Source organism: Bacillus sp. FSL W8-0770 (assembly GCF_038008705.1).
Taxonomy (GTDB): Bacteria; Bacillota; Bacilli; order Bacillales; family Bacillaceae_G; genus Bacillus_A; species Bacillus_A cereus.
The window spans coordinates 3767766-3789324 of record NZ_JBBOZR010000001.1 but is presented as its reverse complement, the minus strand read 5'-3'; the positions used below and the strand labels follow the sequence as shown (position 1 = coordinate 3789324).

Here is a 21559-nt window from a genome sequence, read left to right as displayed (position 1 = left end):
AGTTTTCATGCGTTCAGTACAAGATGCACTATATAATTGGTTAACAATTAAAACAGTTGCGGAAGCACGTCCAGATGATAGTGCTGCAAAAGAAACATATTTGTTATTTCAAAATATGGTATATGAAGAACATAAATTAAGAAATGTGGAAGTCGAAAAGAACGAGGAAATGTATTTAATTACATATGAAATAAATGGAGAACGGAAATCTGCAAGGTTTCCGTTAGAAGCCATTGATTGTTTTTTGGATCAGATGAATCGTGAACCAGAAAAATATAAATAAGTCCTTATCTATATGAGTAAGGACTTATTTACATTTTACCAATCATCTTCGATTTTTTTATCACGATATAATCGGAAATTACCACTTGCATGACGTTCCATTGTACGCTCTGCAATTCGTTCCGAACATTCCATGCACATATATGTATGAATAGGGCGATTACGCAGTTTTTTTGCCATAGGATTTTCATCATCTAACATATCTTTTTTATCACAAATCATACATTTGACTCTCATTTCGTCACCTCAATACGAATTCTATCAGTATAAGTATATCATGGAAGTATAATGTTTTTGAATAATAGTGGGAAAAAATAATATTTTCGCAATTCAAAAAATAAGTTATGATAAGGATATACCAAGTATGTTTGGAGGTGAAAATATGGCGAATGTAGTAGAGCCTACCTTAACAGAGGATTTAGTACAAACGTTGCGTAAAGAGTGTATTGTTATGATAGCAACGACAGATTTCGAAAAGCAAGTTCCTAACGTAAGTGCTATTTCTTGGGTGTATGCAGTGAGTAAAACTAGTATTCGATTTGCAGTAGATCAACGTTCACGTATTGTGGAAAATATACGGCATAATACAGGTGTGGTATTGACTATAATGGCGAATGAATCCGTATTTTCTATAAGTGGTGCAGGTGAAATTTTGACAGATAGAATGGAAGGTATTTCTCTAAAATTAACTGTAATAGAAGTAAATGTGCAAGAAGTGCGTGATGTTATGTTTTATGGAGCGAAACTTGCAATTGAACCAACATATGAAAAAACATATGATCTTCGGGCAGCGAAAAAGCTGGATAATGAAGTGTTAGTAGGGATAAGAGAATTATAAAGATGCTAAATAGGAAATTCGTTTATTCACTTTTGTAATCGGTTATTGTGATTTAACGTTAATAATTATAATAAAAAGTAATATATTGAATAGAAATGAATAAAGAATAAATAAAAGGTTTAATGACTATGATTTTCGATTCTACCTCGTTTACACGGTACATATAATTATAACAATGGTTCGTCCATATTGTATGGATGAAACCCTTGTTCTACAAATTTAAAAGTGGAGTCAGGGGGTAACAGGTTGGATAAAATTTATGTGTTAGATACGAATGTACTTTTGCAGGATCCTTTATCTATTTTTTCATTTGAAACCAATGAAGTAGTGATTCCAGCAGTTGTATTAGAAGAGGTTGATTCGAAAAAACGTTATATGGATGAAGTAGGACGAAACGCTCGTTATGTATCTAAGTTAATAGATAAATTTCGTGAAATAGGAAAGCTGCATGAAAGTATCCCGCTAGAAAACGGCGGAACATTTCGTATTGAATTGAACCATCGTTCATTTGTGCAACTACAAGATATTTTTGTAGAAAAAACAAATGATAATCGAATTTTAGCTGTAGCAAAAAATCTATCTTTAGAAGAACAGGAAAAAGAGGACGGGAAGTCTGTTATTTTAGTAAGTAAAGATGTACTAGTAAGAGTAAAAGCTGATGCAATTGGTTTGAAGGCTGAAGATTATTTAAGTGATCGCGTAATTGAAGTAGAAAATATATATTCTGGTTTTTTAGAAGGATATATATCAAAAGAACAATTGGATTATTTTTATGAGAAAGGTGAATTGCCTCTATCTGAAATTGCGAATCATCCTTTTTATCCAAATCAATTTGTAGTGATGAAAGATGCATTAGGGGGCTCTAGTTCTGCTCTTGGCATTGTGGATCACTTAGGTAAGAAGGTAAAGAAACTTATTTTTCACAATGAACAAGTGTGGGGGATACGACCACGAAACGTGCAGCAAATTATGGGATTAGAATTGTTGCTTCGTGAAGATATTCCGCTTGTAACGTTAACGGGGAAAGCCGGCACAGGAAAAACGTTACTTGCGTTAGCTTCGGGACTTATGCAAACAGAAGACTTAGGGTTATATAAAAAATTACTTGTGGCAAGACCAATTGTTCCAGTCGGAAAAGATATCGGTTATTTACCAGGAGAAAAAGAAGAAAAGTTAAGACCATGGATGCAGCCAATTTTTGATAACCTAGAGTATTTATTTAATACGAAAAAGCCAGGAGAGTTAGATGCTATTTTAGCTGGAATGGGTTCGATTGAAGTAGAGGCCCTTACTTATATACGCGGGAGAAGTATTCCAGATCAGTTCATTATCATTGACGAAGCACAAAATTTAACAAAGCATGAAGTGAAGACGATATTAACTAGGGTAGGGGAAAAGAGTAAGATTGTATTGATGGGAGATCCTCAGCAAATTGATCACCCATATTTAGATGAATATAATAATGGCTTAACGTATGTTGTAGAGAAGTTTAAAGAACAGCGTATTAGTGGTCATGTGAAGTTTGTTAAAGGGGAGCGATCTAATTTAGCTCAACTAGCAGCAGATTTATTGTAAAAAGGAGTGAGCTTAAGCTCACTCCTTTTCTTTAAATAATTGTAAATTTACGGATGTTACGGATTGGATTTTGTTGATTAGATCCATCATTGAAATAGAGATGAACAGGCCCGTCTTCTTTTAATGGTTTTCCTTCTTTTGAAAAGCCTAGTATAGCATTTTTGACAGTTTCTAATGGAAGTGTCATTGTATGATCTACCGTTTCAATTTCAACTTGCGTAGCGTCTTCTAAAATTTCAGCGTTAACAAGGAATGGATGAAATGGTATACCAAATGTTCCAGTAATCAGCTGTTCTTTTTTATATTTCTTCACACTTTGTTGTATTGGAGGAAAAGCGGCACCATCACGGATTTCGCGATCCCAATGTTCTGAAGTGTTTTTTAAATAAGTTTCTAGTTCAGACGTGTTTTCTCTAGCTTCATCAAAGTAAGTTGTCAAATCTACTTTTCGATCATCAAAGATCCAAACAGTTGGATCAATAGTGATTGGAAAACGTACTTTTCCGTTAATAAATAAAATTTCGCTCATTGTTGTTCCCCCATTTGTGTTATACTCCCACTTTTCAGTATAATAGTATTAGACACTGTTGTCACAAAAAATGTTTCTATTGCAATTTATTAAAACTATCGCTAATATTAATAGATAGGATAGAGGAGAGTAGGACGGAAACGGAGGGAATCAATTTGGCGTCTGAGACAGTAGCAAATCATCAGGAAAAGGCACTAGCCCTTCTACAAGCGGATGCAGAGAAGATTTTAAGACTTATTAAGGTGCAAATGGACCATCTTACAATGCCGCAATGTCCATTATATGAAGAAGTGTTAGACACACAAATGTTTGGACTATCCCGCGAGGTCGATTTTGCGGTTCGCCTTGGTCTTATTGCAGAAGAACAAGGGAAAGCAATGTTAGGTGAGCTCGAACGTGAGTTATCTGCACTTCATGAAGCATTTACAAACAAACAACAATAACGGGTTCAAATAAGGGGGCTCAAACTAAATTAGTTTGAGCTTTTTATTTGTATAATAAAGCAGGAAGAATCAATGTACATATGGAATACAACAATAATTAAATTGAAACAGAAAGAGGAAATGAAATGAAAAAAGTATGGAAATCAATGGATTATTCATTGTTACTTCCTCTTGTTATTTTATGTGTGCTGGGGGTAATAATGGTATATAGTTCGAGTTCCATTGTTGCGATTTCGAGATTTGATAAACCAGCAAATTTCTTTTTTAAAAGACAATTAATTACTTTAGTTGTTGGGACAATGGTATTAATAATTATTGCTACTATCCCATATAAAGTTTGGAGAAAACGAATTTTTTTGTTGGGGAGTTACGGTGCTAGTGTTGCCTTATTAGCTGCAGCTGCCTTTTTCACTAAGAAAGTAAACGGTGCAAACGGGTGGATATTTGGAATACAGCCTGCAGAATTTGTTAAGATAACAGTTATTCTCGTCTTAGCTCATTTTTTTGCGAAAAGACAAGAAACGAATACACCTGTTTTCAAAGGGTCAGGTCCAGTACTTATTGGTGTTGGAATAATCATGTTTTTAATATTAAAGCAAAATGATTTAGGTACTGATTTGTTAATTGCAGGAACAGTAGGAATTATGTTTCTTTGTTCGGGAGTACAGGTTAACTTATGGATTAAACGAATTGCTTTAACTTCTATAGTATGGATTCCGGCACTATATCTTCTTGGTAATTATGCATTAAATCCATATCAAAAGGCACGTTTTTCTGTTTTCCTTGATCCGTTTAATGATCCTCAAAAGGATGGGTTTCAATTAGTGAATTCATTTATTGGAATCGCTTCTGGAGGGCTTAATGGTAGAGGATTAGGGAATAGTGTACAAAAATATGGTTATTTACCAGAACCGCAAACGGATTTTATAATGGCAATTATATCTGAAGAACTTGGTTTTATAGGTGTAGCTATCATTTTAATCTGTTTATTACTTATTATTATTCGGTCATTTAGAGTTGCGCAAAAGTGTACAGATCCATTTGGAAGTTTAATAGCTATCGGAATTGCAAGCTTGTTTGGAGTTCAAACGTTTATCAATGTCGGTGGTATGTCTGGAGTAATACCACTTACAGGAGTACCATTACCGTTTGTTAGTTACGGCGGAAGTTCTTTATTAGCTAATCTACTTGCAATGGGAATACTACTCAATATTGCTAGTCACGTGAAACGACAAGAGAAACAACAGAATGGTGTAATGAAAGAAAGAGAACAAAATGGACCACATCTTGTAGTTGTAAAATAAAAACACATTGTGCTTTAGAGCATGATGTGTTTTTTATTTTTAAGTAGTTTTAAATATGATGTACTAATTTCTCTTTCAGTCAAAAGATATATCACATTAAGTTAAATGTGATATACAATTAAGTTGTTAGAAAAGGAAGAGGTATGCTATACTATTTTTGTGAAACAAATTGCACAGAAAACTTATCATTTGTTAGAAAATAAGGTATGATGGATAAAAATAAAGTGAAGCTTTCTAAGTATAATATAATGTGGAAAGTGAAGAACTTCACGCTTTTTAAGGTGTGTATATATTTTATCTCTAGAGTGGTAGGAAAGTAGAGGGGGAAAATCATGACAAAGCTGCAACGTATTCAAAAAGTATTGGTAGCTAACCGTGGAGAGATTGCAATTCGTGTGTTTCGAGCTTGTTCGGAACTTGGATTAAAAACAGTTGCAATCTATTCTAAAGAGGATAGTGGTTCTTATCATCGCTATAAAGCCGATGAGTCCTATTTAGTTGGGGAAGGAAAAAAACCAATTGATGCTTATCTAGATATTGAAGGCATTATTGAGATTGCAAAAAGTAATCATGTAGATGCAATCCACCCTGGATATGGTTTCTTGTCAGAAAATATTCAATTCGCTAAACGTTGTGAAGAAGAAGGAATTATCTTTATCGGTCCGAAAAGTAAGCATTTAGATATGTTTGGAGATAAAGTGAAAGCAAGAACACAAGCGCAGCTAGCACAAATTCCAGTTATACCTGGTAGTGATGGTCCAGTAAATTCATTAGAAGAAGTCAAAAAATTTGCTGAAAAGTATGATTACCCGATTATTATTAAAGCATCCCTTGGGGGTGGCGGTCGTGGTATGCGTATTGTGCGTACTAGTGAGGAATTAGGAGAATCATATAATCGAGCGAAATCAGAAGCGAAAGCAGCTTTTGGTAATGATGAAGTTTACGTCGAAAAATTCGTTGAAAAACCTAAACATATAGAAGTACAAATTTTAGCAGATGAAGAAGGCAATGTTGTTCATTTATACGAGCGTGACTGTTCTGTACAACGTCGTCATCAAAAAGTTGTAGAAATTGCACCGAGTGTATCACTTTCAGATGATCTGCGTCAGCGTATTTGTGATGCTGCTGTGAAGTTAACGAAAAATGTAAACTATTTAAATGCAGGAACAGTAGAATTCCTTGTAAAAGATGATGAGTTTTACTTTATTGAAGTAAATCCACGTGTTCAAGTAGAACATACGATTACAGAAATGATTACGGGAGTAGATATTGTTCAATCACAAATTTTAATAGCTGATGGACATTCATTACATAGCAAAATGGTAGGTGTTCCGAAGCAAGAGGAAGTAGTTGTACATGGATTTGCAATTCAATCTCGTGTAACAACTGAAGATCCGCTAAATAATTTTATGCCGGATACAGGAAAAATTATGGCGTATCGATCAGGCGGTGGTTTTGGTGTACGTCTTGATACAGGAAATAGCTTCCAAGGTGCAGTTATTACACCGTACTACGATTCTTTACTTGTAAAAGTTACAACTTGGGCACTTACTTTTGAGCAAGCTGCTGCAAAAATGGAACGTAACTTAAAAGAATTCCGTATTCGTGGTATTAAAACAAATATTCCATTTCTAGAGAATGTAGTAAAGCATAAAAACTTCTTATCAGGAGAATATGATACTTCATTTATCGATGCGTCACCTGAATTGTTCTTGTTCCCGAAACGTAAAGACCGTGGAACGAAAATGTTAAATTACATTGGTACAGTAACAGTAAATGGTTTCCCAGGAGTAGGGAAAAAAGAAAAACCAATATTCCCAGATGCTCGTATTCCATGTTTAAAACATTCAGAGCCAATCCAAAATGGAACGAAACAAATTTTGGACGAGCGTGGAGCGGACGGATTAGTAAAATGGGTACAGGATCAAAAACGTGTACTTTTAACGGATACAACATTCCGTGATGCACACCAGTCATTACTTGCAACTCGTATTCGTACAAAAGATTTACATCAAATTGCGGAGCCAACAGCGAGAATGTTACCGAACCTATTCTCAGCGGAAATGTGGGGCGGTGCAACGTTTGATGTTGCGTATCGTTTCTTAAAAGAAGATCCATGGGAACGATTACTAGATCTTCGTGAAAAAATGCCGAACGTGTTATTCCAAATGTTACTTCGTTCTTCAAACGCAGTTGGATACAAAAACTATCCAGATAATTTAATTCAAAAATTTGTGGAATGTTCTGCTCAAGCAGGCATTGATGTATTCCGTATTTTTGATAGCTTAAACTGGGTGGAAGGCATGAGAGTTGCAATTGACGCTGTACGAGATACTGGTAAAATTGCAGAAGCAACAATGTGCTACACAGGGGATATTCATGATCCACTGCGTAGTAAATATGATTTAAATTACTATAAAAATTTAGCAAAAGAGTTAGAAGCATCAGGAGCTCACATTTTAGGTATTAAAGATATGGCGGGCTTACTAAAACCAAATGCAGCATATGATTTAGTTTCTGCATTAAAAGAGACAGTGTCGATTCCAATTCATCTGCACACGCACGATACGAGTGGAAATGGTATATTAACGTATACGAAGGCAATTGAAGCGGGTGTTGATATCGTCGATGTAGCAGTGAGTTCTATGGCTGGTCAAACGTCACAACCAAGTGCGAACACGCTATACTATGCGTTAGGCGGAAACGAAAGACAACCAGATGTTAATATAGATTCTTTAGAAAAACTATCTCATTATTGGGAAGATGTACGCAAATACTATGCACCGTTTGAAAGTGGTATGAATGCGCCTCATACAGAGGTGTATATGCATGAAATGCCGGGTGGGCAGTATAGTAATCTTCAGCAACAAGCGAAGGCGGTTGGTTTAGGAGATCGATTCGATGAAGTGAAAGTAATGTACCGCCGTGTGAATGACATGTTTGGAGATATTGTAAAAGTAACGCCATCATCAAAAGTTGTTGGTGATATGGCATTATTTATGGTTCAAAACCATCTGACAGAACAAGATGTTTTAGAGCGTGGACATGCCATGGACTTCCCAGGGTCTGTTGTTGAAATGTTCTCTGGTGATTTAGGTCAACCGTACGGTGGTTTCCCGAAAGAATTACAAAAGATTATTTTAAAAGGGAAAGAGCCATTAACAGTAAGACCAGGTGAATTACTAGAGCCAGTAGATTTCGAAGCGTTAAAAGAAGAATTATTCCATAAACTTGGACGCGAAGTAACGATTTTTGATGTAGTGGCATATGCTTTATATCCAAAAGTATTTATGGATTATGAAAAAGTTGCTGAGCTTTATGGAAATGTATCTGTACTTGATACACCGACGTTCTTCTATGGTATGAGACTAGGTGAAGAAATTGATGTAGAAATTGAACAGGGTAAAACATTGATGGTTAAACTAGTATCAATTGGAGAACCTCAGCCGGATGGAAACCGCGTTCTTTACTTGGAATTTAACGGTCAACCACGTGAAATTATCGTGAAAGACGAGAGTGTAAAAGCAACAGTTGCACAACGTGTGAAAGGAAACCGTGAGAATCCAAATCATATTAGTGCAACGATGCCAGGAACGGTAATTAAAGTAGTTGTAAAAGAAGGCGACGAAGTGAAAAAAGGCGATTCTATGGCAATTACAGAAGCGATGAAAATGGAAACGACAGTTCAAGCGCCGTTCAATGGTAAAGTGAAGAAAGTATATGTTAACGATGGTGATGCAATTCAAACGGGTGATTTACTTATTGAATTAGATCACTAAAATAAGAAAAGAGCTGTGTAAATACAGCTCTTTTTTATTGCAAAAAATCCCTTGCCGAATTGGCAAGGGATTTTAGTTTTAAATTATTTTGTTTGTTTAGAAGTTGATTCGGCTTCTTTGGCATTCACTTTACTTCTTGTTCCTAACATAACTAAATAGCATAGTACGGCAAACAAGCAAGAAATGAATAGAGAATGTAACAATGCCATCGCTAAACTAGCGTTTGTAAATACAACTAAAACTCCTACTACAGCTTGAAGTGTAACGAGGATAAATGAAATGATCCATCCCCAATATACTACAGGTTGCTGCTTGTAATGGCGAATAGCGAGAATCATGGCGTATAGTATCCAAGCGAAAATTAACATCGCTGCAACTCTATGGCCCATTTGAACCCATTCATGTAGTTGAGTTGGCATAGGTCTGTTTTTGCTACATAAAGGAAAGTCTGGACAGGCTAAGCTAGCTCGTTCGTGACGTACTAAAGCACCTGTGTAGACGACGATATAACTGTAAATTGTTACACCATAAATATGAAATTTCATTTTTTTGTCCATAATAAGTGAACGTGCATCAAATTTTTGGTCAATTTCAAAGATAAGACACGTTAATAAAATGACAGAAGCAAATGAAATTAAGGAAATACCGAAATGGATAGCAAGTACAGCTGGCATTTGTCCCCAAACAACTGCTGCTGCTCCCATTAATGCTTGTGCAACTAAAAATACGAAGGATAAAATTGCTAACGTTTTTGTTTCACGCACATGTTTATAATATTTCCAGGACAAAATACAAAGGAGAGTGACAAGAATTCCAGCTGATCCTGATGTTAATCGGTGGCTAAGTTCAATAATAGTTTCCATTGATAAATTAGATGGAACAAATTCACCGTTACAAAGTGGCCATGATTTACCACAACCTTGACCAGAACCTGTTTTTGTAACTAAAGCGCCTCCTAATAAAACTATTAATAAATCAAGGCTTGTAATGACTGCTAACCATTTAATAAAGCGTTGCAATCTCTTTCACCATCTTTCTGCTATGAAGTTATTGCGAAATATTTTCATTCCATTATGTATAGAATAAAACGCGCTAGTTCCTATGATATATAAAAAATAATAAAATAGCAAAGAAATGGAGGGGGAAGGAAAGGGAGAGAAAATAGGTGTAAAAACAGGGTTTGAAAGGAAAAAATTAGGTGAAAAATAGGCTGTTTTGAAAAGAAATGGGGAGAATACGTGTTAAATAGGACAAAATAGTTTATTATAGAAGGTAACATCATGTTATGATAAGGACAAGTCAGAATGAAGTTTTTTATATCCGACACAAAAAGTTCATGTTTTCTTCACAAAATGTTCGGGAAATATGATTTAATATATTGGAGTATGGGCGTAGATTAGTAGTAGAATGGGTTAACAATGTTTCTACTGTAATAATATTGCTATATAGAAGCGAATTATTTCATTTGAAATAAGCGCAAAAAGAAAGATGAAAGTTTTAAGAGGGGGTTAGAGTGATGAACCATGCAACAAGTGAGCTGCATGATGAGTCCGCTGTTACAAGTGTACCGGAAACAACTCGGTTACAAGATTTATCAGCACTCGTTAAAATGGGGATTGTAAACTCAAATACACTTACTGTATTTACAGGATTTTGGTTGGCGTTACACTTTAATGGATTAAGTGTGATGGACAATCTGGATAAGCTATTTTTTACAATCGTTGGTTCAGGATTAATTATGGCGGGGGTATGTTGTTTAAATAACTACATCGATAGAGACATCGATCCGTTAATGGAAAGAACAAAGACTCGTCCAACGGTTACTGGAAAGTATAAACCAGGATTTGCACTTACATTTGGCCTAGTTATATTACTTCTTGGATTTGTATTCTTATTATTAACAACACCAATGGCAGTTTTAATGGGATTTATTGGTGCTTTCACATATGTTGTCCTATATACTTTATGGACAAAGAGAAAGTATACACTAAATACTGTTGTAGGTAGTATATCTGGAGCAGTTCCACCTTTAATTGGATGGGCAGCAATCGATCCATCTTTAGGTCATCCAATTGCTTGGATGTTATTTTTAATTATGTTTATTTGGCAAATCCCACATTTCCTTGCATTAGCGATGAAACGTGTTGATGAATATCGAAATGCAGGAATTCCAATGCTTCCTGTAGTTCATGGATTTGAAATTACGAAACGCCAAATTATGATTTGGACAGTATGTTTATTACCACTCCCATTTTATATGAGTGGACTAGGGATAACATTTATGGTAATTGCAACACTGCTTAACATCGGATGGATCGTTTTAGGATTTTATGGCTTCCGTAAGAAAGATGACATCAAATGGTCCGTGCAAATGTTTGTTTATTCCCTAAATTATTTAACAATCTTATTTGTATCAATGATTGTAGTTACATTCTTCTAAGACAACGACATAATTGGATTTCTTTACGTTGAGATTTACTTTACTTAACTATAAAGTACAATCTAATTCACAAGGAAAGTGGGGGTTGTTTGTATGAAGAAACAGTGGCGACTGCTTTCGTTCGTTTCACTGCTGGCTTTACTGTTAGGGGGATGCGGTAAAGCCTTTCAATCTACTTTAATTCCGCAAGGAGAAGTAGCAAAAATGCAATATGATTTACTTCTACTGGCTAGTGCAATCATGGTAGGAGTAGTACTAGTAGTTACTATTATTTTCTTGTATGTAATTGTGCGTTTCCGACAAAAGAAAGGTCAGGAAGATTATATTCCAGAGCAAGTTGAAGGGAATCACAAGCTAGAAATTATATGGACAGTTATTCCGATTATTCTTTTACTAATCTTAGCTGTTCCAACGGTTACATATACATTCAAACTTGCTGATGTAAGTGCGATGGAGAAAAAGAATATTGATAAAGATACTATCGTTGTTGATGTAACAGCGAATCTTTATTGGTGGGAATTTTCTTATAAATCAGAAAAGATAGTAACTTCGCAAGATTTGGTCATCCCCACAGGTAAGAAAGTGTATTTAAATTTGAAGGGTGCCGATATTAAACACTCATTTTGGGTTCCATCTTTAGCAGGGAAAATGGATACAAATACAGACAATGTGAACAAAATGTGGTTAAAGGCAGATAAATCGGGCACTTATAATGGTTTTTGTACAGAATTTTGCGGTCCATCACATTCTTTAATGCAATTTAAAGTGAAAGCTTTAGATGAAAGCGAGTACAAAAAATGGCTTGCTGATATGAAGAAAATTGATGGAAAGAAAGAAGTAGCTTCAACAAAGGCGCAAGAGGGCCAAGAAATATTTAATAAAAGCTGTATTGGTTGTCACGCAGTTGGATCTAATGATAGTAGACCACCTTCCGCTCGTATCGCACCAAACTTAGCAAACTTTGCGGATCGCGATATGGTTGCCGGTATTGCCGAAAACAATGAAGAAAACTTAAAAAAATGGCTGAAAGATCCTGAAAATATGAAGCCAGGAAACAAAATGACTGGCAAATATGGCAACTTAACGGATGATCAAATTGATGCATTAAATGCATACTTACAAACGTTAAAAGTTGAAAAGTAAAGAGGGACTATTCGCGAAGGGGAGGTTGAAAACGTGAGTTCTGTAGCAAAAAAACAGGGGATGGGTGCTGTCATATGGGATTATTTAACGACAGTAGACCATAAAAAGATTGCCATTCTCTATTTAATTGCAGGTGGATTGTTTTTTGTAATAGGCGGAATAGAAGCTCTATTTATTCGCCTTCAATTAGCGATTCCTAACAACGCTTTTCTTGTTGGGGATGCTTATAATCAAGTATTAACGATGCACGGTACAACAATGATTTTCCTCGCAGCTATGCCACTCGTGTTTGCATTTATGAACGCCGCTGTACCACTTCAAATTGGTGCACGTGATGTAGCGTTCCCGTTTTTGAATTCACTCGGATTTTGGTTATTTTTCTTTGGTGGAGTATTTTTAAATTTAAGTTGGTTTTTAGGTGGAGCACCTGATGCAGGATGGACATCTTATGCATCTTTAGCTTTAGCCTCTAAAGGTCATGGTGTTGATTTCTATGTACTCGGCTTGCAAATCTCAGGTATTGGTACATTAATTGGAGGAATTAACTTCCTTGTAACCATTATTAATATGCGCGCTCCAGGAATGACGTATATGCGTATGCCGATGTTTACATGGACAACATTTGTAACATCTTCGCTTATATTATTCGCTTTTCCGCCGTTAACTGTAGGATTAGGACTTTTAATGTTAGATCGTTTATTTGGAACAAGTTTCTTTAATCCGGCATTGGGCGGGAATACAATTATATGGGAGCATTTATTCTGGATTTTCGGTCATCCAGAAGTATACATTCTTATACTCCCAGCTTTCGGAATATTCTCAGAAATCTTCGCAACATTTTCGAAAAAACGATTGTTTGGTTATTCATCGATGGTGTTTGCGACTGTATTAATTGGATTTTTAGGATTTATGGTATGGGCGCACCATATGTTTACTGTTGGACTTGGTCCAGTTGCTAATGCTATTTTCTCAGTTGCAACAATGGCGATTGCGGTTCCGACTGGTATCAAAATATTCAACTGGCTCTTTACAATGTGGGGTGGAAGTATTCGTTTTACGACACCAATGATGTGGGCAGTAGCTTTCATTCCATCATTCGTAATGGGTGGAGTTACAGGGGTTATGCTAGCATCTGCACCAGCTGATTATCAATTTCATGATAACTATTTCGTAGTAGCGCATTTTCATTATGTAATCGTTGGCGGTGTTGTATTTGGTTTACTTGCAGGAGCTCATTATTATTGGCCACTGATGTTTAATAAAGTATTAAATGAAACATTAGGAAAGATAACGTTTTGGCTATTCTTTATCGGCTTCCATTTAACGTTCTTTATTCAGCATTTCCTTGGCTTGATTGGTATGCCACGCCGTTACTACACATATCTTGAAGGGCAAGGGTTGGAAATGGGGAATATGATTAGTTCTATCGGAGCGGTGTTTATGGCTCTTGGAACGATTGTTCTTCTATTCAATGTAATTAAAACGACAGTATCAAAAGAAAAAGCTGGTCGTGATCCGTGGGATGCACGTACATTAGAATGGACAATGCCAGCACCGACACCAGAATATAACTTTAAACAATTACCATTTGTTCGCGGATTAGATCCGTTTTGGATTGAAAAACGTGAAGGTAATAAAGAGATGACAGCAGCGGAACCAGTTGGTGATATTCATATGCCAAATCCTTCGTTTTCACCATTTGTTATTTCTTTCGGATTGTTTATAGCGGCATTTGGTGCGATGTATATGCAGGGCGGAAAAGATAAGTTCTGGTTATTAGTAGCAATTATTGGTTTAATCATTACATTTGGCGCAATGTTCCTACGTTCAGTAATTGATGATCATGGGTATCATATTCATAAAGAAGATTTAGAGGATAAGGGGGGCAAGGCATAATGCATGTAGATGAAAAGTTAACGAATGAAACATTTCCAGCAGAGCCTGAAAAAGCAACCCTTGAAGGGAAAAATAAGTTTGTCGGTTTTTGGTTATTTCTTGGAGGCGAAACAGTGTTGTTCGCTTCCTTATTCGGCACATATTTAGCGTTAAAGAATTCTACAAATGGTGGACCAACATCTCAAGAGATGTTCCAAATGCCACTCGTTTTCATTATGACGATGCTTTTATTAACGAGTAGCTTAACGAGTGTATATGCGATGTATCACATGAAAAACTTTAACTTTAAGAAAATGCAGCTTTGGTTACTAGTAACAGTATTGCTAGGTTTAGGGTTTTTAGGATTTGAGATATATGAGTTTTATCATTATACACATGAATTTAAGCATACTATGAGAAGTAGTGCGTTTGGCTCTGCGTTTTATGCTCTTGTTGGTACACATGGACTCCACGTATTGTTTGGGTTATGTTGGATTTTAACATTAATCTTTAGAAATGCGAAGAGAGGTCTAAATTTATACAATGCACCGAAGTTTTATGTTGCATCGATTTATTGGCACTTTATTGACGTAGTTTGGGTGTTTATTTTCACTGTAGTATATTTAATGGGAATGGTGGGATAAACAATGGCGATAAAGCAAACGAATAATCCTAAAGTTGATCTTGTTTATCGGAAGAGAAAAAGTGCGGAGGAAATGAGGCATCAAGTTATTACGTTTGCATTAATGATTTTTTTAACATTAGTTGCATTTGTAGCAGTGGCGTATCCAAAAACTTTTAGTCCGATTTTCTCTGTACCGTTTATTTTACTATTAGCAGTGGTACAAGTAATTTTTCAATTGTATTATTTTATGCATATGAGTCATAAAGGACATGAAGCAGCAAGTTTCTTTCTTTACTCAGGTCTGCTAATAGGGTTAATTACAATTTTAGCTTTTATGACAATCGTGTGGATTTGAAAAGTGAAAAATAAGGGAGCTTGTGTTGTCACAGCTCCCTCTTCATATTATGAGATAACCTTACGAAGGTAGGTGTGAAAATGAGTAACTTGTGGATATTTGGTTTTCAGGCTTTATGGAGTCCTATCTTTTTATTATTTATGCTTTCGATTCTTATTGGGTACTTCTTAATTATTGGGCCATATAGAATGCGATTTGAAAATGCGACGAAGGTAAGTAAGAAGCAAATTTTTTATTTTACGACTGGTATTGTTCTTTTGTATTTTGTAAAGGGAGGGCCTATTGATTTAATTGGCCATATTATATTTAGTGCTCATATGTTTGAAATGGCAGTCATGTATATTGCAGTTCCGCCGTTACTGTTGCTTGGTATACCAATTTGGTTATATCGTTACATTACTTCTTTTAAGTTCGTTCAAATTATATTAAATGCATTTGCTAAACCACTTATTGCGTTGTTTGTATTTAACGGCCTGTTTTCTTTTTATCATTTACCAGTTGTTTTTGATACAGTAAAACAAAGTCAAATAGCTCATCCTATTTGTCTCGCTATATTGTTTTTTACAGCAATCATGATGTGGTGGCCGATGTTAAATCCATTACCAGAATATCAAACGTTAAGTGATATAAAGAAACTTGGTTATATGTTTGCTAACGGTATATTATTAACGCCTGCTTGTGCGTTAATCATTTTTGCGACAGCGCCGTTATTTGCAACGTATACGGATCCGGCTGCTTGGATGAAAGCGATGGAACTATGTGTACCAGCGGGCACTTTATCGGATTTAAATATAACGGGACCAGAATTTTTGCACTGGATGCCAGTCGTACAAGACCAGCAAACTGGTGGTATCATAATGAAAATTGTCCAGGAAATAGTGTACGGTACAATTATAGGCTATGTATTCTTTAGATGGGCACGTAGAGAACGTGAAAAGGATAAGGAGCAGTTGCAACAATTGCCGCCGTATTTACAGACTAAGTAAAAAAGTGTATGGGATTCCATGCGCTTTTTCTTTTTAGTTTTAGTTACCTTAAAAAGATTGAATTTTCTAACTTTTTATGTTAAGTTAGTGTAGGCGTGTACTAAAAGTGGAGATAAAATTTACTACTAGCTTTCATGCGTAATAATTCCATATGTAGTGCAAGTTTTTTAGAGAGTTACAAATATATATTGTTATCTTTAATAAACACGAACTATTTTAAGGGGGAGTTTAAATGGGTAGTAGTGGAAGTATGGTAAAGCCGATTAGTGGTTTTTTGACAGCACTAATTCAATATCCAGTACCAGTAGTAGAATCGCGTACAGACATTGATAAACAAATTCAACAAATCATAAAAACAATTCATTCGACCAAATCAGGTTACCCTGGTTTAGAATTGATAGTATTTCCTGAATATAGTACACAAGGGCTCAATACAAAAAAATGGACTACAGAAGAATTTTTATGCACAGTGCCTGGGCCAGAAACAGACTTATTTGCTGAGGCATGTAAAGAATCTAAAGTATATGGTGTTTTTTCAATAATGGAGAAAAATCCTGATGGTGGAGAGCCGTATAATACAGCAGTTATTATTGATCCACAAGGTGAAATGATTTTGAAGTATCGTAAGCTAAATCCTTGGGTGCCAGTCGAGCCTTGGAAAGCTGGAGATTTAGGCTTACCTGTTTGTGATGGACCTGGAGGAAGTAAATTAGCTGTTTGTATTTGTCATGATGGCATGTTCCCTGAAGTAGCTCGTGAAGCGGCCTATAAAGGTGCAAATGTCTTAATTCGTATTTCTGGATATAGTACACAAGTTAGTGAACAATGGATGCTAACGAATCGTTCAAATGCATGGCAAAATTTAATGTATACATTGTCGGTAAACTTAGCGGGTTATGATGGTGTATTTTATTACTTTGGTGAAGGACAAGTATGTAATTTTGATGGGACTACTTTAGTACAGGGTCATCGAAATCCTTGGGAGATTGTTACTGCTGAAGTATATCCAGAACTAGCAGATCAGGCTAGATTAGGATGGGGATTGGAAAATAATATATATAATCTAGGTTCAAGAGGATATGTAGCAACTCCTGGTGGGGTGAAAGAAAATCCATATACGTTTGTAAAAGATTTAGCTGAAGGTAAATATAAGGTCCCTTGGGAAGATGAGATTAAAGTAAAAGATGGATCTATTTATGGATATCCAGTAAAAAAAACGATTCATTCTTAGGGAAGGGAAATGAAACAAGCGCATCATATTGATGCGCTTGTTTTTGTTAATCAATAATTTGAAATTCTTTTAACTCTTTTTCGACATTTTGTAGGAGTTGTTCGCTTTTTTGAAGTACATTCGTTGGGAAAGTCTCATCATCACCATATTCAACGCCGTGAGGATAATAATGTTTTCCTAATAAGGGGGGGAGTAGTTTTACTTCAGCGTGTCTACTGCCAATGTCACCTTCAACAGCAACTCCTTGCACTCGTAAATAATAAACATCCTTTAATATTTCAAATTTATAATCGTATGTAACTCGTTCATAATCCCACTGTCCGGCAAGTACGAAGTGGTTGTTTTCCATGATTTCAGTTAAAAGAGTTAATTCAACGACGGCTCCATTAAATTTCGTATTTGTAAATTGCATATAATACCTCCTTTTTTAATGTTACACCATTATTTTTATAATAGTATGAATAATAAGAAAGTGCAATTCATATTGAGAGAAAAGGGATAATCCAGACTTTTTTCACAAAAATATGATATAGTGAAAAGAGTACGGTACACACAAAAAGAAAGAAAAGGATTTGTGTATATCTCAATTTTATGTTTTGTTCAGGAGGTATATCGTTTGAAGAAATTATTGCGTATCGTAATGATTACATTTTTAATTTTAGCTGTTGATTTATACGGGAAATTACTCGTTTCACAATATATATTAACCCCATCTCAATCAAAGCAAGAAAATAAAATTGTGAAAAAGAAAAAGCAAATTAAGGAAGACTCCTCAGACACTGTTTTAAATATGATTGGTGAAGACTCTGAAAACCTATTAGCAAAGTGGGGAGAACCCTCTCGAATAGAGCCATCTGCATACGGATATGAATGGTGGGTATACAACCAGGATTTAACTCAGTATGTTCAATTTGGAGTTTCTGAACGTAAAGTTGTAACGGCATACGCAGCTGGTGAACAAGTTAAGGTTCCACCTTATTATATAAATGAAAAATATGAAGAAGTATATAAAAAAAGTCCGCTTTCGCATGAAATTTCATTAAAAAGAGGGAAAAATAGTTATCAATTTGAGCTATCTGATACCGAAGTCATGGAACAACCGTTAATACCTGTAGAAGATGGATGGGCGCAATTGTATTTTGATCAATTTACACATGAGCTTGTTGGTGTTCGTTATATGGATGATGAAACTTTATTACGCCAAAGACCGTATCAGCTCGTTTATTCAGGTGAATTAATAGCAGAACAACCATTGACTCCAGAAAAAATAAAACAAGTAGAAAATGGGAATATGCAACAAATTTTTGATTTAACAAATATCATTCGAAGTCGTCATAAATTACCATTATTAACATGGGATCAGGAAACAGCAGATGTTGCTGTTGGTCACAGTAAAGATATGAAAGACAATAATTATTTTTCTCATGACTCACCTACATTAGGTACGCTAGGAGATCGTTTGCAGCGCGGGAAAGTAGGATTTCAACTTGCTGGTGAGAACATAGCGGCGCAACATAGTGATGGAATTGCGGCAGTGCAAGGTTGGTTAAATAGTGAGGGGCATAGAAAGAATTTATTAAATGAACAATTTACAGGATTAGGTGTTGGTGTATACGATAAATTTTATACACAAAACTTTATTCGAAAATAAAGCGAAACTGTAAGCGGTGGGGTGTTACATCACCTAATTAGTTACTTCGTATTCACTGAATTGTAGGTGGGAATCTGACCGTATGCAAATAGCAGAAAAAAAGGTGCATGAATCGTCTAAAAATAGGCGAACCATGCGCCTTTTTTTTCTTACTATATAGTAGATATACATGGAGAGGTGAGGATTATGCCAACAACAAAAGGACCGTTACATCCATCGGTTCAACAGTTTAAAGAATTTGTAAACCATCACCCTAAAATGGTTCATGAGGTTAGAAGTGGTCATAAAACATGGCAACAATTTTATGAAGAATGGTACTTACTTGGTGAAGAAGATCCAATATGGGCAACTTATAGACCGGATGGAGCGCCTGCTTTTTCTTCGGTAAAAGAAAATAAAAAAGAAAAAGATAATCGAACTGAAGAGGAAAAAACTGCTGATGTGATGGGGCAAATGCTTTCTTTTTTTAAAAAGTTGGACGTGGAACAAATGCAGAACCATTTAGCCAATGTGACGAGTGCAATTGGGAGCGTGCAACAAGTTATTCAGCAATTTCAAGGTAACCGTACGCAGCAAGAGCAAAGTACTTCAGAAAATAACCCGTTTTTCTTTCAAAAGGATTAGGGGGAAAGATGATGAGAGCAGAAATTATGGAGTTTATAAAGGCTGATGAGGATTTATCTCGTTATATTAGAGAGCAACCGTACTGGTATAGAAAATTAACACGAAATCCTGAAGAAAAAGAGGCTTTTGAGTTAGCGGCGATGCAACATTTCAAAAAAACGATACCAGATAAAGTGGAAAAGTTTCAAAATCAATTGGCCGTTGCTTCGATTATGATTGATATGTTTCAGTATATGAAGCAACAAAACGCAACCTAATTGGAAGTGAAAAATATGTCCGTCATGCAGAACTTTTGTTACAATAGAAGTTGATTATTTAAAAAGGAGTTGCAGCATGACGGAAATTTGTTTAGTACGACATGGACAAACTGATTGGAATTTTCAAGAAATTATTCAGGGGCGAGAAGATATTCCGCTTAATGAAGTTGGTAAGAAGCAAGCGAGTCAAAGTGCAGCTGCTTTACAAGAAGAAACGTGGGATATCATTATAAGTAGCCCGTTAATTAGAGCGCAAGAAACGGCTAATGAAATCGCAACGGCAGTTGGATTACAATCGATTTTATTAGATGAGCGATTTGTTGAACGGAATTTTGGAGAAGCTTCAGGGAAGCCGGTTGCGGCTGTTAGAGAGTTGATTGCTGAGGGTAAAGTAGAAGGTATGGAGCGCGATGAAGAGATTGTAGCTCGTTGCTTTGCTGCTTTAGAAGATGTTGCGACAACTCATTTTGGCAAACGTATTATTATTGTTGCTCACTCACACGCGATAAAAGCGATTTTACATGCCATTGAACCAGATGAAATTACATTTAAGACACCATTAAAAAATGCGTGTATTAGTTATGTGAAACAAAATAGTGGAAAATGGGATGTTCTTAAATATAATATAGCGGAACATATTAATGTATAAGTGTGTACGGATATAGTGTAAAAATAGTTACGTTATATCTTTCTTTTGAGTAAGTCACTTCAATTAGTAGTTCTAATCTAAATGTGGTATGATGGATACTCGGAGGTGTCTCTCATGATTGTAGCGACGCTAGAAAGCGTATTAATATTAGATAAGGCAGAGCAGCTTGCAAAAGCGATTATCTGTTCAGATATAGCAGAAGATTATCGTAAGTATTATAGAGAATTACATGAAGATATGGAACTTCAGACGCTAATTCAGCAATTTACAGCGATGAAAGAACGGTATGAGGAAGTACAGCGTTTTGGAAAATACCATCCTGACTATACTACCGTGTCGATGGAAATGAGAGAATTAAAGCGTTCTGTGGACTTACATGATAAGGTTGCAGCTTTTAAAAGAGCAGAAACTGCTTTGCAGAAGTTATTAGACGAAGTTAGTGTAGCAATCGGTTCGGAAGTGTCTTCTTCCATTAAAGTGCCAACAGGAAATCCATTCTTTGATGCTGGTGGCTGTGGTGGAGGTTGTGGTACTGGCGGAGGTTGTGGTTGTAAAAAAACGGGGTGATGTACCCCGTTTTTTAGAAGTTGGAAGAAAACGTATACAGAGTTTGTCCTGTAATGTTATAAATTTCTGATTGGTTTTCATAGAATATAAAATATATGTTTTTAAAAGGAGAAGATGGAGAAGATTATGTTCGGGCAACGACAAAGTATGATTGTTTATTTACATTCATTGAAACATGCCAAGATTTTAAGGAAATATGGTAACATACATTACATATCAAAACGATTAAAATATGCTGTAGTATATTGTGATATGGAACAAATTGAGCATATGATGCATAAGTTGAACAAACTTCCTTTTGTGAAAAAGATAGAACAGTCGTATCGCCCGTATTTAAAAACGGAATTTGAAAATTCCCGTCCTGATCGAGCAAAAGAATACGATTATAGCTAATAGAAAAAATCCC

23 protein-coding genes are annotated in these 21559 nt (G+C 35.7%); 19 read left to right on the top strand and 4 right to left on the bottom strand.

What is annotated here, in order from left to right; genetic code table 11:
* Positions 1 to 7 precede the first annotated feature (7 nt).
* Positions 8 to 283, top strand: coding sequence for a hypothetical protein (locus NST27_RS19315; RefSeq protein WP_001258151.1), 276 nt, complete (start codon positions 8 to 10; stop codon positions 281 to 283).
* Positions 284 to 318: 35 nt separating this feature from the next.
* Here NST27_RS19315 and NST27_RS19310 read toward each other — a convergent pair whose 3' ends face one another.
* Positions 319 to 519 carry a YlaI family protein gene (locus NST27_RS19310; protein WP_002082250.1) on the bottom strand — a complete coding sequence of 67 codons (201 nt, stop codon included), beginning with the start codon at positions 517 to 519 and terminating at the stop codon, positions 319 to 321.
* Between the two features lie 145 nt (positions 520 to 664).
* Between NST27_RS19310 and NST27_RS19305 the strand changes: the two genes are divergently transcribed.
* Both NST27_RS19305 and NST27_RS19300 read left to right on the top strand, forming a co-directional pair.
* Positions 665 to 1120, top strand: a complete 456-nt coding sequence (locus NST27_RS19305; protein ID WP_000024597.1) for a pyridoxamine 5'-phosphate oxidase family protein — start codon at positions 665 to 667, stop codon at positions 1118 to 1120.
* A gap of 246 nt (positions 1121 to 1366) precedes the next feature.
* Positions 1367 to 2695: a PhoH family protein gene (locus tag NST27_RS19300; RefSeq protein ID WP_000358083.1), complete on the top strand. Its 1329-nt coding sequence runs from the start codon at positions 1367 to 1369 to the stop codon at positions 2693 to 2695.
* Positions 2696 to 2726: 31 nt separating this feature from the next.
* Here the strand turns inward: NST27_RS19300 and NST27_RS19295 are convergent, their stop codons facing one another.
* Positions 2727 to 3224 carry a hypothetical protein gene (locus NST27_RS19295; RefSeq protein WP_001289784.1) on the bottom strand — a complete coding sequence of 166 codons (498 nt, stop codon included), beginning with the start codon at positions 3222 to 3224 and terminating at the stop codon, positions 2727 to 2729.
* Between the two features lie 155 nt (positions 3225 to 3379).
* On the opposite strand from NST27_RS19295, the gene NST27_RS19290 reads away from it, so the two are divergent.
* From NST27_RS19290 to pyc, 3 genes are all read left to right on the top strand, one after another.
* On the top strand, positions 3380 to 3667 hold the full coding sequence (locus tag NST27_RS19290; RefSeq protein WP_000135694.1) for a YlaN family protein: 288 nt from the start codon (positions 3380 to 3382) through the stop codon (positions 3665 to 3667).
* 125 nt (positions 3668 to 3792) lie between these two features.
* Positions 3793 to 4971, top strand: a complete 1179-nt coding sequence (locus NST27_RS19285) for an FtsW/RodA/SpoVE family cell cycle protein (protein WP_000758404.1) — start codon at positions 3793 to 3795, stop codon at positions 4969 to 4971.
* A gap of 332 nt (positions 4972 to 5303) precedes the next feature.
* Complete coding sequence (pyc, locus tag NST27_RS19280; protein ID WP_000164093.1) at positions 5304 to 8750, top strand: pyruvate carboxylase; 3447 nt, start codon at positions 5304 to 5306, stop codon at positions 8748 to 8750.
* Positions 8751 to 8833: 83 nt separating this feature from the next.
* Here pyc and ctaA read toward each other — a convergent pair whose 3' ends face one another.
* Complete coding sequence (ctaA, locus tag NST27_RS19275; RefSeq protein ID WP_001188744.1) at positions 8834 to 9769, bottom strand: heme A synthase; 936 nt, start codon at positions 9767 to 9769, stop codon at positions 8834 to 8836.
* A gap of 497 nt (positions 9770 to 10266) precedes the next feature.
* On the opposite strand from ctaA, the gene ctaB reads away from it, so the two are divergent.
* The 7 genes from ctaB (at position 10267) to NST27_RS19240 (ending at position 17405) form a co-directional block, all read left to right on the top strand.
* Positions 10267 to 11190: a protoheme IX farnesyltransferase gene (gene ctaB, locus NST27_RS19270; protein WP_001015061.1), complete on the top strand. Its 924-nt coding sequence runs from the start codon at positions 10267 to 10269 to the stop codon at positions 11188 to 11190.
* 93 nt (positions 11191 to 11283) lie between these two features.
* A complete protein-coding gene (coxB, locus tag NST27_RS19265; RefSeq protein ID WP_000745268.1) occupies positions 11284 to 12333 on the top strand; it encodes a cytochrome c oxidase subunit II in 1050 nt (349 codons plus the stop codon).
* Positions 12334 to 12393: 60 nt separating this feature from the next.
* Positions 12394 to 14229 (top strand): cytochrome c oxidase subunit I, encoded by a 1836-nt coding sequence (ctaD, locus tag NST27_RS19260; protein WP_153579316.1) that lies wholly within the window; start codon positions 12394 to 12396, stop codon positions 14227 to 14229.
* On the top strand, positions 14229 to 14852 hold the full coding sequence (ctaE, locus tag NST27_RS19255; protein ID WP_000557861.1) for a cytochrome c oxidase subunit III: 624 nt from the start codon (positions 14229 to 14231) through the stop codon (positions 14850 to 14852). The genes ctaD and ctaE overlap by 1 nt, the downstream gene beginning before the upstream one ends.
* 3 nt (positions 14853 to 14855) lie before the next feature.
* On the top strand, positions 14856 to 15188 hold the full coding sequence (gene ctaF, locus NST27_RS19250; RefSeq protein WP_000985706.1) for a cytochrome c oxidase subunit IVB: 333 nt from the start codon (positions 14856 to 14858) through the stop codon (positions 15186 to 15188).
* 80 nt (positions 15189 to 15268) lie between these two features.
* Positions 15269 to 16174 (top strand): cytochrome c oxidase assembly factor CtaG, encoded by a 906-nt coding sequence (gene ctaG, locus NST27_RS19245; RefSeq protein WP_000069028.1) that lies wholly within the window; start codon positions 15269 to 15271, stop codon positions 16172 to 16174.
* A gap of 232 nt (positions 16175 to 16406) precedes the next feature.
* Positions 16407 to 17405 carry a formamidase gene (locus NST27_RS19240; protein ID WP_000535813.1) on the top strand — a complete coding sequence of 333 codons (999 nt, stop codon included), beginning with the start codon at positions 16407 to 16409 and terminating at the stop codon, positions 17403 to 17405.
* Positions 17406 to 17451: 46 nt separating this feature from the next.
* Here NST27_RS19240 and NST27_RS19235 read toward each other — a convergent pair whose 3' ends face one another.
* Entirely contained in the window at positions 17452 to 17817 is a 366-nt protein-coding gene (locus NST27_RS19235) for a YugN family protein (protein ID WP_001160947.1), read from the bottom strand.
* A gap of 204 nt (positions 17818 to 18021) precedes the next feature.
* Here NST27_RS19235 and NST27_RS19230 point away from each other — a divergent pair, with 204 nt between their 5' ends.
* From NST27_RS19230 to NST27_RS19205, 6 genes are all read left to right on the top strand, one after another.
* Positions 18022 to 19056 carry a CAP domain-containing protein gene (locus NST27_RS19230; protein ID WP_000735378.1) on the top strand — a complete coding sequence of 345 codons (1035 nt, stop codon included), beginning with the start codon at positions 18022 to 18024 and terminating at the stop codon, positions 19054 to 19056.
* Between the two features lie 186 nt (positions 19057 to 19242).
* Positions 19243 to 19680, top strand: a complete 438-nt coding sequence (locus tag NST27_RS19225; protein ID WP_001143346.1) for a YlbD family protein — start codon at positions 19243 to 19245, stop codon at positions 19678 to 19680.
* Positions 19681 to 19691: 11 nt separating this feature from the next.
* The gene (locus tag NST27_RS19220; protein ID WP_001200990.1) at positions 19692 to 19937 is read left to right on the top strand and encodes a YlbE-like family protein; all 246 of its coding nucleotides are present in this window, start codon (positions 19692 to 19694) and stop codon (positions 19935 to 19937) included.
* A 76-nt stretch (positions 19938 to 20013) separates the two neighbouring features.
* Complete coding sequence (locus NST27_RS19215; protein WP_000134947.1) at positions 20014 to 20586, top strand: histidine phosphatase family protein; 573 nt, start codon at positions 20014 to 20016, stop codon at positions 20584 to 20586.
* A gap of 114 nt (positions 20587 to 20700) precedes the next feature.
* Positions 20701 to 21153 carry a YlbF family regulator gene (locus NST27_RS19210; RefSeq protein ID WP_000634364.1) on the top strand — a complete coding sequence of 151 codons (453 nt, stop codon included), beginning with the start codon at positions 20701 to 20703 and terminating at the stop codon, positions 21151 to 21153.
* A 126-nt stretch (positions 21154 to 21279) separates the two neighbouring features.
* A complete protein-coding gene (locus tag NST27_RS19205) occupies positions 21280 to 21546 on the top strand; it encodes a YlbG family protein (RefSeq protein WP_002082261.1) in 267 nt (88 codons plus the stop codon).
* Positions 21547 to 21559: the final 13 nt, after the last annotated feature.

Coding starts and splice junctions, on each gene's coding strand:
- NST27_RS19205 (WP_002082261.1), top strand. CDS start 21,280: ATGTTCGGGCAACGACAAAGTATGATTGTTTATTTACATTCATTGAAA.
- NST27_RS19220 (WP_001200990.1), top strand. CDS start 19,692: ATGAGAGCAGAAATTATGGAGTTTATAAAGGCTGATGAGGATTTATCT.
- NST27_RS19240 (WP_000535813.1), top strand. CDS start 16,407: ATGGGTAGTAGTGGAAGTATGGTAAAGCCGATTAGTGGTTTTTTGACA.
- NST27_RS19310 (WP_002082250.1), bottom strand. CDS start 519: ATGAGAGTCAAATGTATGATTTGTGATAAAAAAGATATGTTAGATGAT.
- ctaB (WP_001015061.1), top strand. CDS start 10,267: ATGAACCATGCAACAAGTGAGCTGCATGATGAGTCCGCTGTTACAAGT.
- NST27_RS19295 (WP_001289784.1), bottom strand. CDS start 3,224: ATGAGCGAAATTTTATTTATTAACGGAAAAGTACGTTTTCCAATCACT.
- NST27_RS19215 (WP_000134947.1), top strand. CDS start 20,014: ATGACGGAAATTTGTTTAGTACGACATGGACAAACTGATTGGAATTTT.
- NST27_RS19315 (WP_001258151.1), top strand. CDS start 8: ATGCGTTCAGTACAAGATGCACTATATAATTGGTTAACAATTAAAACA.
- coxB (WP_000745268.1), top strand. CDS start 11,284: ATGAAGAAACAGTGGCGACTGCTTTCGTTCGTTTCACTGCTGGCTTTA.
- NST27_RS19225 (WP_001143346.1), top strand. CDS start 19,243: ATGCCAACAACAAAAGGACCGTTACATCCATCGGTTCAACAGTTTAAA.
- ctaD (WP_153579316.1), top strand. CDS start 12,394: ATGGGTGCTGTCATATGGGATTATTTAACGACAGTAGACCATAAAAAG.
- NST27_RS19235 (WP_001160947.1), bottom strand. CDS start 17,817: ATGCAATTTACAAATACGAAATTTAATGGAGCCGTCGTTGAATTAACT.
- ctaF (WP_000985706.1), top strand. CDS start 14,856: ATGGCGATAAAGCAAACGAATAATCCTAAAGTTGATCTTGTTTATCGG.
- NST27_RS19305 (WP_000024597.1), top strand. CDS start 665: ATGGCGAATGTAGTAGAGCCTACCTTAACAGAGGATTTAGTACAAACG.
- NST27_RS19285 (WP_000758404.1), top strand. CDS start 3,793: ATGAAAAAAGTATGGAAATCAATGGATTATTCATTGTTACTTCCTCTT.
- NST27_RS19210 (WP_000634364.1), top strand. CDS start 20,701: ATGATTGTAGCGACGCTAGAAAGCGTATTAATATTAGATAAGGCAGAG.
- pyc (WP_000164093.1), top strand. CDS start 5,304: ATGACAAAGCTGCAACGTATTCAAAAAGTATTGGTAGCTAACCGTGGA.
- ctaG (WP_000069028.1), top strand. CDS start 15,269: ATGAGTAACTTGTGGATATTTGGTTTTCAGGCTTTATGGAGTCCTATC.
- ctaE (WP_000557861.1), top strand. CDS start 14,229: ATGCATGTAGATGAAAAGTTAACGAATGAAACATTTCCAGCAGAGCCT.